At 64.3% G+C, this 9,062-nt stretch carries 5 protein-coding genes and 1 pseudogene; all 6 read right to left on the bottom strand.

The features are described from left to right. Nucleotides 1–42: 42 nt before the first annotated feature. Nucleotides 43–1,005 carry a phospholipase D-like domain-containing protein gene (locus ACNJ7E_RS16435; RefSeq protein WP_418340456.1) on the bottom strand — a complete coding sequence of 321 codons (963 nt, stop codon included), beginning with the start codon at nucleotides 1,003–1,005 and terminating at the stop codon, nucleotides 43–45. 206 nt (nucleotides 1,006–1,211) lie between these two features. Then, the gene (locus ACNJ7E_RS16430) at nucleotides 1,212–2,384 is read right to left on the bottom strand and encodes a DUF8462 domain-containing protein (RefSeq protein WP_418340455.1); all 1,173 of its coding nucleotides are present in this window, start codon (nucleotides 2,382–2,384) and stop codon (nucleotides 1,212–1,214) included. A 962-nt stretch (nucleotides 2,385–3,346) separates the two neighbouring features. After that, a pseudogene (locus ACNJ7E_RS16425) lies at nucleotides 3,347–4,408 on the bottom strand (RNB domain-containing ribonuclease); the annotation flags it as partial. A gap of 113 nt (nucleotides 4,409–4,521) precedes the next feature. Continuing rightward, on the bottom strand, nucleotides 4,522–4,959 hold the full coding sequence (locus ACNJ7E_RS16420) for a maltose acetyltransferase domain-containing protein (RefSeq protein WP_418340357.1): 438 nt from the start codon (nucleotides 4,957–4,959) through the stop codon (nucleotides 4,522–4,524). 103 nt (nucleotides 4,960–5,062) lie between these two features. Further along, on the bottom strand, nucleotides 5,063–7,066 hold the full coding sequence (locus ACNJ7E_RS16415; protein WP_418340358.1) for a tyrosine-type recombinase/integrase: 2,004 nt from the start codon (nucleotides 7,064–7,066) through the stop codon (nucleotides 5,063–5,065). Nucleotides 7,067–7,746: 680 nt separating this feature from the next. Beyond that, entirely contained in the window at nucleotides 7,747–8,949 is a 1,203-nt protein-coding gene (locus tag ACNJ7E_RS16410) for a tyrosine-type recombinase/integrase (protein WP_418340359.1), read from the bottom strand. Between the last annotated feature and the right edge of the window lie 113 nt (nucleotides 8,950–9,062).

The following is a 9,062-nucleotide window of genomic DNA, read 5'->3' as shown; positions in this document are numbered from 1 at the left end:
CATGTCGTAGTCACGGGTCACGCCTGAAACGTGCGGATCGGGTCACAGGTTCCAGAGTCGGAGCAGCGCGGCCCGCAGGCTGGCGGAGACGATGCGGTGGTCGGTGCGCAGCCGGGGACCCGGGTGCCCGGCATCGGCGAGCCGTACTTCCGCGTCGGGCACCGCGATCGGCTCCAGGTCGACCCGCGTACGCAGGTGGTACGCCACCGCTGTGCGGGTGCGGGGGATCGCGATCGGGTCGGAGTCCACGACCGCCGGCGAGTAGAGCCATTCGTTGTCGGCGGTGACCTGCAACAGGACGTCACCCCGCTGGAGCCGGCCACGGCCGCGGCCGGCGGGGGCGTCGATACGGAACCATTCGAGCTGATACTTCGCCGCCGGACCCGCAGACGTACGGCGGGCGCTGGTCTGGGCTGCGCGCTCGTGTTCTTCCGCGGGGCCGGGTTGGTAATGGGTGATGTGCCACAGGAACATCCGGGTCACCGGGGTGGGGAGGAAGTCGGGTTCGGCACGCCGGTTGCGGTCGCCGATTCCGGGCAGGGGTACGGCCCGGCCGATCTGCCAGATGGCGGTGGCGTTGTCGAGGAACACCTGGTCGACCTCGGTGATCTCGTCGATACCGTCGATGAAGGCCCGGACGGCGGCCACGACCTCAGGATCATCGGTGACGACGATGGCCTCATCCGAGATGGTGGAGCTGTGGGAGGCGCCTGCGGAGCCGATGACCGCCCACCTGGCGGTGGCGATCACGCCTGCGTGCAGGTTCGGTGACGACAGCACCCGCACCCCGGCGGCCACGTAGTGCGCGAGCGCGGCCGGGGAGGTGGCGTGCGCGCGCACCGCGGCCCGCGAGGCGTTCACGACGAGGACATCCCCGGCACGCAGCGGCAGCAGGTCGGGGGCGTCCTGGCCGAGGTACGCGATCGCGGCGTGCCGAGGTCCGCGCGTGCGGATGGCGCGGGTGATGTGCGGCCAGGGGCTCGGCCCGTGGAAGGTGGTCCCCATACCCGGAAAGAGTAGTGGGATGGTTACTGCGGCCTGAACCCGTTTGGCTGCGCATCAACTGAAGGTCACCATCTCCCTCGAGGTACGGGTGACTGCTGGAGAAGGTTTCCGCAGCACTCGTCGAACGTCCTCGGGCACCACACGTGTCGTCTCGAGAGTGCAGCGAGCGAGTGCGGGATCCGGCTCGGCGCGCGGGAACCGGGGGTTCAGGCGGTGGGCTGGCGGCGGATGAAGTCGGCCATGCCGGGGACGGTGAACGCGATGCGACCGTGTTCGGGGGACCAGATCAGGCCCTTTTTGATGGCGGAATCCCGGACATCGCTGACCGCGGTGGTCGCCACCCCCATGGCTGCGGCGACCTTCCCGGACCGGGGTGTGAGTTCCCCGGTTTCGGCGATGGCGCGCAGGTACCGGCGTTCCCGATCGGTGGCGCGGGTCCACCGGGACGGGAAGAACCCGTCGTCCAACGCTCGACGGCCTTCCTCCACGGCGGTGTGGGCGTCCTCGGTATCGAAGGGGGAGGCGGGGGCGGTGTGCCAGATCGCCTTACCGAACTCTTGCAGGAAGTACGGGTAGCCGCCGCTGGCTTCGACGACGATCTCGAGGGCGTCCGGGGTGAACGCACCGCCATGTGCCTCGACCGGGACCCGGAGCGCGTCGGCGGCGTCGGTGGGGGAGAGCGGTCCGATGGTGCGGTAGGAGAATTGCCGTTCGGCGTAGGAGCGGCTGTCGGCGAGCACCGCCGACAGGCTGGGCAGTCCGGCGCCGATGACGAAGAACGGCCATTCTCGTTGGCTGGCGCGGTGTTGCACCGCGAGCAGGGCGCCGAGAAGATCGGGGTCGAGGTCTTGCATCTCGTCGATGAACAGTCCGAACGCGGCACCCTTCTTGCGCATGACGTCGCTGATCGCTTCGACCAGCTCCTCGAGGTCGAGGTCGATGTCGCCGCTGGCGGCCCGCCCGCCGAGGGCGAGTTCGATCTTGGCCGGGCCCAGACCGACACCGAGGGTGAAGCCGCGGGCGAGGGAGACGAGGTCGTCGATGACCTTGTGGAGTTGATGTTTGCGGCTGAAGCGGCGCAGACCCACGGCGAGTTCGTAGCCGAGGCGGGCGCGGACCGCGGCGATTCCGGCCTCGTTCGGTCGGGCCTCGATGGTGATCGCCAACCAGCCCTGCCGCTCGGCGTGCTCGGCGAGGTTGTTGAGCAGGGTGGTCTTGCCGACCCCGCGGAGCCCGGAGAGCACCATCCCGCGGTCGTAGTTGCCTGCCTTGCTGCGGGCGACGAGGAGTTCGAAATCCTGGCGTTCCCGGTCCCGGCCCTCCAGCGCCGGGGGCCGGAGGCCCGAGCCGGGTTTGAACGGGTTCAGCGCGGGGTCCATATCGACAACTATAGACATTTATGGGAAACATTCCATAAACTCCTATAACTTCCCATAGTGGCTGAAGGCGCCGGTCCGGTCTGGCTTCCTTGCAGCAGAAGTGTCGGCGGACTTCCTCCCTCGCAGGGGGCCGAGGGTCCCGTAGTTCTTCGGCGGAGACGGGGCGCGGTGCGCGTCGGGATCTCGGAATTCGCTCGAGGAGTGACATCGAGTGTGTGGGACTGGGCTGTAGATGATGCCGACGTTCGAACTCCTACACGTGCGAAGTGATCACCAGGGTGTCGCCGCCGTCGCGTCTCGGCATGTCCCCAGTACCGAGGCATCGTGCGCCACCCGGGTTAGAAACTGCGCCAACGCCGCGCCACCTGTGTGGGAAAACGCGCCGGATCGGCTGAGAACCGACACGGTCGGTCTGTCGCCGAACCTCGACGCACATTTTCGCGGCCCGGCGATTCTGGTGGGGAGTGGGGGAGTGGCAGCATAGTCGCAGTTCAAAGGGGATAAATAAGTTGTCGATGAGTGGGGAGTGGGGCGCCAGAAGCGGTACTGAATCGGGTTCAAAGACGCTCGATCAGGCCGGTGGTGCCGATGTCGGCGGTGCCGGTCGGTGGTCATCGGCACCGCAACGCCGCGGACACTCCCCTGACACCTCGGCCCGGAAATCGCGCATCCGCGCTCGGTCTCAACCCGCTGCCGGACGACCTGCTCTGACCCGAACCGCGACGTGGGGTCCCTGCGCATGCTGTTCTCGGACCGAAGAGCGTCGGGATGGTGATGCTCCGATCGATCGTCGGCCGCTTCTGCCCGGGCCGCCACGAGAGTGCCGGCCCCGGTTCGGTCGGCGCGCCTCAGGCGCCTCAGGCGTCTCAGGCGGCTATCGGCCTGAGACTGCCCGGCAGCGATTCAGCCGCCCCGGCGCCCGACTGGTGTTGCCGCGGTACACACAAGACCGCGCGGCGCCATCACTGCCAGGTGAAGAGTGCCTCGACGAGTACGGCGGCGGATGCGGTCTTCGCCGCGGTTTTCGTGGTCGCGTCGGCGGTGGCGGTGTGGCCGGCGAGGTGCACGGTGGCGGTGAAACGGGGTGCGTGTGCGGGTCCGTCGGTGCGGAAGTCCCACTCGGGTGGGGCCTGATTGCTGTTCTGGGCCAGGCTCATCAGCCACGCGACGGGGTTGGACAGCGCCTTGGACTTCTTCGCCCCGTCCAGATTCAGTGCGGCCGGCGTGGTCGTCCGATGCGGTTCGACGGTCTTGGCGGGCCCGGAATCCTGTGGCGTCGGTGGGGGAGTCGTGGGTTGCGGGGACGGCGCGGTGATGGGCCAGTCCGGTTCGGTGTCGGGGTGGTCGGTGCCGGTCAACTGCGCGCGCAGTGCCGCCCACAGGGCTGCTTGTTCGGCGGGCTTCTTCGCAGCCGCGGTGGTCCAGGGTCCGCGGATGCCGAGGTGAGTGGCGCGGGCGGCGAACAGTGGGTGGTGGTCGGCGCCGTTGCGTCGGGTCTCGAGGTCGGTGGGGGATTGGTCGGGGTGGGTTTGCCGCCACACCGACACCACACTGGGGCCCATCTCCGGATGGGTGTCGGCGAGGGTGTCGAGGACGCGGAGTTGGATCGGGCGCCAGGTGGGGTCGGCGGCGTCGATGAGGACCGCGACGTCCGGGGTGGTGAGCAGGTCGGCGTCGACGCGGCGGGCGAGTTCGGCGGCGATCTCGTCGCGACGTGGTGCGGTAGCCGCGGTCTTGAGGACCTTGTGGAAGGTGCGGGCATCGAGGGCGGTGAGATCGCGTGCCGCCTCTTGGGTGACGTGGCGGTGGTCGGCGTGTTTGAAGTGGTTCTTCTTCGCTTCCCGTGCCTGGCGGGTGCGCCGGTTCAGGTCGGCGCCGAGGGCAGCCAGTTGGTCCGGGGTGTAGGGGGCGGGGGTGTGGTCGAGGTGGGCGAGGATGATCCGCTGGTTGATCAGGTCGGCCACCCGCCGCAGCGGTGAGGTGACATGGGTGTAAGCACTCAGACGAAGACCGTAGTGGCCGTGCTTAGCGACTGATCCGGAGTCAGCTGCCACTATCTTTGCAGGTCACGGTATCGCGAACATGCTCTCGACAGTCCCCGCAACCGGGTACGAACAGCGAAACCATCGCCTTTGCGTTATGGGTTGTCGCCGAAGAGCTGCGTGACGTTGCGTTCCCTTTCGCGCTTCACGTTGGCCCGTGCGCCGTCGAGGGATCTCGTGAGTCTGGTTCGTTCCTTCTCCGACTCCGCCAGGCTTCGGGTGAGATTCCTGATCAGCTCGCGCAGTCGTGTGTTCTCCTCGACAAGGTGGACGCCGTCGGCGTCATAGAGCATCCCGGTGAGGGCGCTGACCTGCTCGTCACGCCGCTGAATCCCTGACCTGAGCGAGGTGACAACTGCCTCGGCGTTGAGTGCTCGTTCGCGCCAGGATGCGGTCTGCGTATCGAGCGACTCCTCGGCCCTTGTGGTCGCTGCCCGGACTGAATGCTTCCGTGCGTCGAGGACTGCCTGAGTGAGCTCGGGCCGCTTCTGGCTGTAGATGAACGTTCGTCCAACCCCGGCGAGAGTGCACACATCAGCAACGGTGAACGGAACCCCCGCCTTCACGAGTCGTGAAAGCGCCTGGCGCACCCTATCTTCACAAGCTTTCGACTGGGCAGTGCGCCGCGCAATTGCCTCAGCTGGCCGTCGCTCCGTGGCCATCGTCACCGCCTCCCACTTCGTTGGAATTCTGATCCAATTCTCCTGCCGTCCAGCCGATGGAGAACACCGGGCTGAAGTAGTCCTGGGCTGGACTTCTCAAGTCGAGTTGTTCTGCGGCCTCCAACAGGCCGGCGTCCTCGAGCGCTTCCCTGAGGCCGTCGATCACTGGTTCCCACTCGCGCCACTGGCTCAAGATGTACTCGCGCGCCTCCTCGGTGGGTGCTCCCTCCGCGAACTGGTAGTCGGCGTCTCGTTTCCGTTCCCAATACGCGAGATCCGCACCGGTGAGGGCGAAGTGCTCACACACGCCGCCAGGTCCGGTGGTGCAGTTCTTCTGCTTTGGACAGAGCGCGCCACCAACGACCGGGCCGTATCGGCAGAGGCCGTGCTCCACGGGCACAACCGCAAGGTCTATTCGAGCGGCAGTTGACGTGCTGTCGGCAAAATCGCTGGGTTGCGCCACGATGGCGCCAGGCTTACTGGTGCCTGGCCCGCCTGCCCAGAACATCTGGAGGTGGCGGACGGTGGTTTCGTCGCTGTACCTTCCGTAGAAGGCGAGAGCGGCATCGGAGAAGTGCCCGAGAATCTGCTGAACGAGCTTTGGTGGTGCCCCGTTGTCGAGGAGGGTGGTTGCCATCGTCGCACGTGTCCGGTGCGACGTCACACCTGCGACTCCGATCTGTTCCAGCCACGTCATCCACGAATCTTGAAAACCGCTGAAGGAGAATGGTATAACCAGGTCAGGGTTGCTGCTCGGGCGTGGAAACAGCGGCATCTCCCGGTCCCAATTGGTCTCCAACGCCGTCGCCTGGCGCTTTCCGAGCTTCGACAATTCCTTTGCATACCGTTGGCGCAGTAGTTGCCGGGTTTTCTCTTGCCGCTTCAGCAGTCTCTGATAGACGGGTTGGTGGCACGGAATGCCGTAGTCAAGTTGACCTGCTTTCGATATGTCCCGCCACAGGTAGGGCTGCATCGCGCCCACAAAGCCGATACATCCGAGGCGTAGCGTGAGTGTCTCATTGATTCGCCCGCCCTGGAATGCATGAGTTACCCAGATGTCGGCGATCCCAACGTCGTTTGTGTCCAAATCCTCGAGCTTCGTGATGCTCTCGTCCGATACCAGACGCATGAACTCCTCGTCGCTGAGCGGTCGTGGGCGAGGACTGGTCTTCGGCCTGGAGTACTCCGGAAAGCGGAGGATGAAGCTCTCCGTCTTACGCGCGATCGTATTGTGGTTCAACGCGTGAAGGAGAACGATTCGTGCGTTCGTGGTGAAGTTGAACCGTGCGCGAACCAAGGCGGTGCGCTCGTCCTTGACTGGGCGATTGGGCGGCTTGATGCACGGGACGTGAATATTTTCTGATACCCAGATATTCCAGAGATCGCCGAGTGCCGCCGAATCCTCGCTGGTGAGAATTTCTGCCACGTTGCCGCCGTCCTGACGGATTTGGCGGAGCATGAAGGACAGGACGATCACGCTGGTTATACGTAGTTGGATGGTTGGCAGCGTGGCACGCTTCCCGTTGGTTGCGAGTGCCTGGTCGGAAAGATAGTCCCACAGAACATCTCGAAGCCATCGCTGTGACACGTTTCGAAGATCAAACAGGTAGCGGCGGTGTCGCACCGACGATGATTGGAAGGGCTCGCCACCGACAAACACCGGGTCGAACACGCCAGCATCTTTCGCCGATTTGGCGTCGAGGAGTAGCGGCCGGGCCGCGATCGGCAGGTCCGTGAGTACTCGTTTGACCATGCTGCCGCGTTTCGCTGCGCCCGCGATGGCCTCGACACGTGGATCGGCCAAGGTCTCAATGCCCTCGGCTGCGAGTCGATTGAGTGCTTCCCTGATGTCGAGCGGACGCCACTGGGTCCGGTTCGGCGCCTTGGCGTGTCTATAGATGCCGTACCGGACCTCTCTTTGAACGTTGGCCGGAAGGTCCGAGAGTGAGAGCAGGCCACGACTCTCGTGCGGCTGCATTGCATCCCCGGCGTCTTCCCTGGAGAACCATTCCTCGGCTTGCCGCCGTGTGGGAGGCTTCGTCAATGACTTGCGCCAGCGTGACCACACGTGCTGGTGTCCGCGGCAAACCCGCCGACTGGCGGCGCCTACCCCAATCGTCATCGTAGCGTCACGCACACAAACCCCGAGTTCGCAGCAGGCGAAAGGAGGAAGTGGAACTGCAGTTGACAGCCAGTCGGGCCGCGGTATGCCGCACTCCGATGCCCTCATTCTCGCGTTGTTGTGCTGCACGCAGAGTCCTCGTGTCACTGCTTCACGATGGGACCCGCACACCTCGCAGTCCCTACCGCGTTCGAGGGCCCACCCGAACCGTAGACTCCGTTGTGGCTGAGCCTGTTCGGCGAACTCATCGAGCGTCAATCTGTCCTTCGCCTGAAGGTACTTGGTCGCGTGAGCCTCGCAGAGACGGAGCGTGTAGCTCCCGCACATCATTGCCGCGCAGTTTGGAACCCGGCACGCCCACCCAAACGTGTCGTGATCGGGCGGAAACTGGATCGGCTCGTTCTTCATCCACTCGGGGAAGAACTCGCTGGCGATGGTGTATCGCCGCTCGATGCTGAGGTTATCTATGTCCGAATCATGCGCTACTACTGTGAGTGTCGGATACCTGCTGGTAGTCGTTGCCACTGCGCCAGCCCTCACTTCCGGTCCGGCACGAGGTCGTGCTCTGCGCTCGGACGTGCAGTTGCTGTCCAGTACTGATCGAGGTGCAAAAGTACCGATGAGCTAGCCGACTTGCCGTAGAGCTCCGTGACCATTTCCGGTCTGGACCAGCCGAATTCCTCCGCCACTTCTTCGGCGTTAAAGTCCGTGACCGCATAGAAATCCGAGGCAGCCTTGTGGCGAAACGCGTGTGGCGTGACACGGGTCGGCAGCTCGGCTCGTTCCCCCGCTCTCCGAAGCATGCCTCGAACACCAGTTGTCGTGAGAGCAGCGCCCGGCGTTCGACCATCCGTGTGGACGAGTACTTGCTGGTGATCAATGAAGTGCTGGACGGTCTTGTATTCGTCGAGGAGGTACGCGTGGAAGGTGCTGATCATGTCGTCACTCACTGCACGAATGACACCATCAATGACATACCCTTCGGAATTCAGCTGAACCCGGCTCAACGCACCTGGGATCTTGGCGCGAGCACCGTTCGGATTGTCGTTGCGCCCCACCACGTGGATATGTGGATATCGGTGTTGCCCGCAGGGATGATCCGCAACGAGATGAAGGTCGGTAAACCTCAGTCCGCAAAGGCCTCCGACCCGGATGCCGGTGTCGTGCAGCCAGGTCACGATCATGACATCGCGAGCGCTTCTCAGGATGTCCGGTTCAAACAGGGCCTGCACAGTGGCGTCCGTAACTACCCGAGGTCTTCGCGAAGTTCGTTTCGGGGCTAGGGGATTCCTCTGTACGAAGGTGCCCCGTTGCGTGCGGGACGCTGGTGCGTTGAGCTTGCATACCAGGTCTTCGTTCACCGTCCCCGATTTGAGCAGCGACATGTAGAACGCCTTCACGACAGTTGCCACGTTGCACGCGGACGAGGCACCAAGTGGTCGCTGATCAGCACGTCTCCACGGCACAAAGATCTCCGCGCCCTCGTTGGTGAGCGCATTCATGTACCGACGCAAGTCGTCAAAGGTTACCGACTTCGTCTGGATGCCGTTGATGTGCAACCAATTCAGGTGGTCTACCAGACTGAAGGCATAAGTCTGCTGGCTTGCAGTGCCATACGACGCCAACACGCGCATCGAATCGTGATGGAGCTCCCCATCCGAACTAAAGATCCAATAGGAGATTTGCCCACCCCGGTGGCGAACCTGCCGAACGCGGTACCGCTGGCCATCGCTCTCCACGGGTGGCTCCTCATCTCGCGTACATCACATCTAGCACGTGTACGCGACATAGCAGTTGATGACACACCGCGAACGTCGAGAACACGCAAATGTCAGTCGCTAAGGCCGTGCAC

It is taken from the genome of Rhodococcus mengyinensis, from assembly GCF_048381435.1.
Lineage (GTDB): Bacteria > Actinomycetota > Actinomycetes > Mycobacteriales > Mycobacteriaceae > Rhodococcus_F > Rhodococcus_F opacus_D.
Note: the sequence above shows the minus strand (reverse complement) of the source record. Positions and strands in the feature narration are given on the sequence as shown.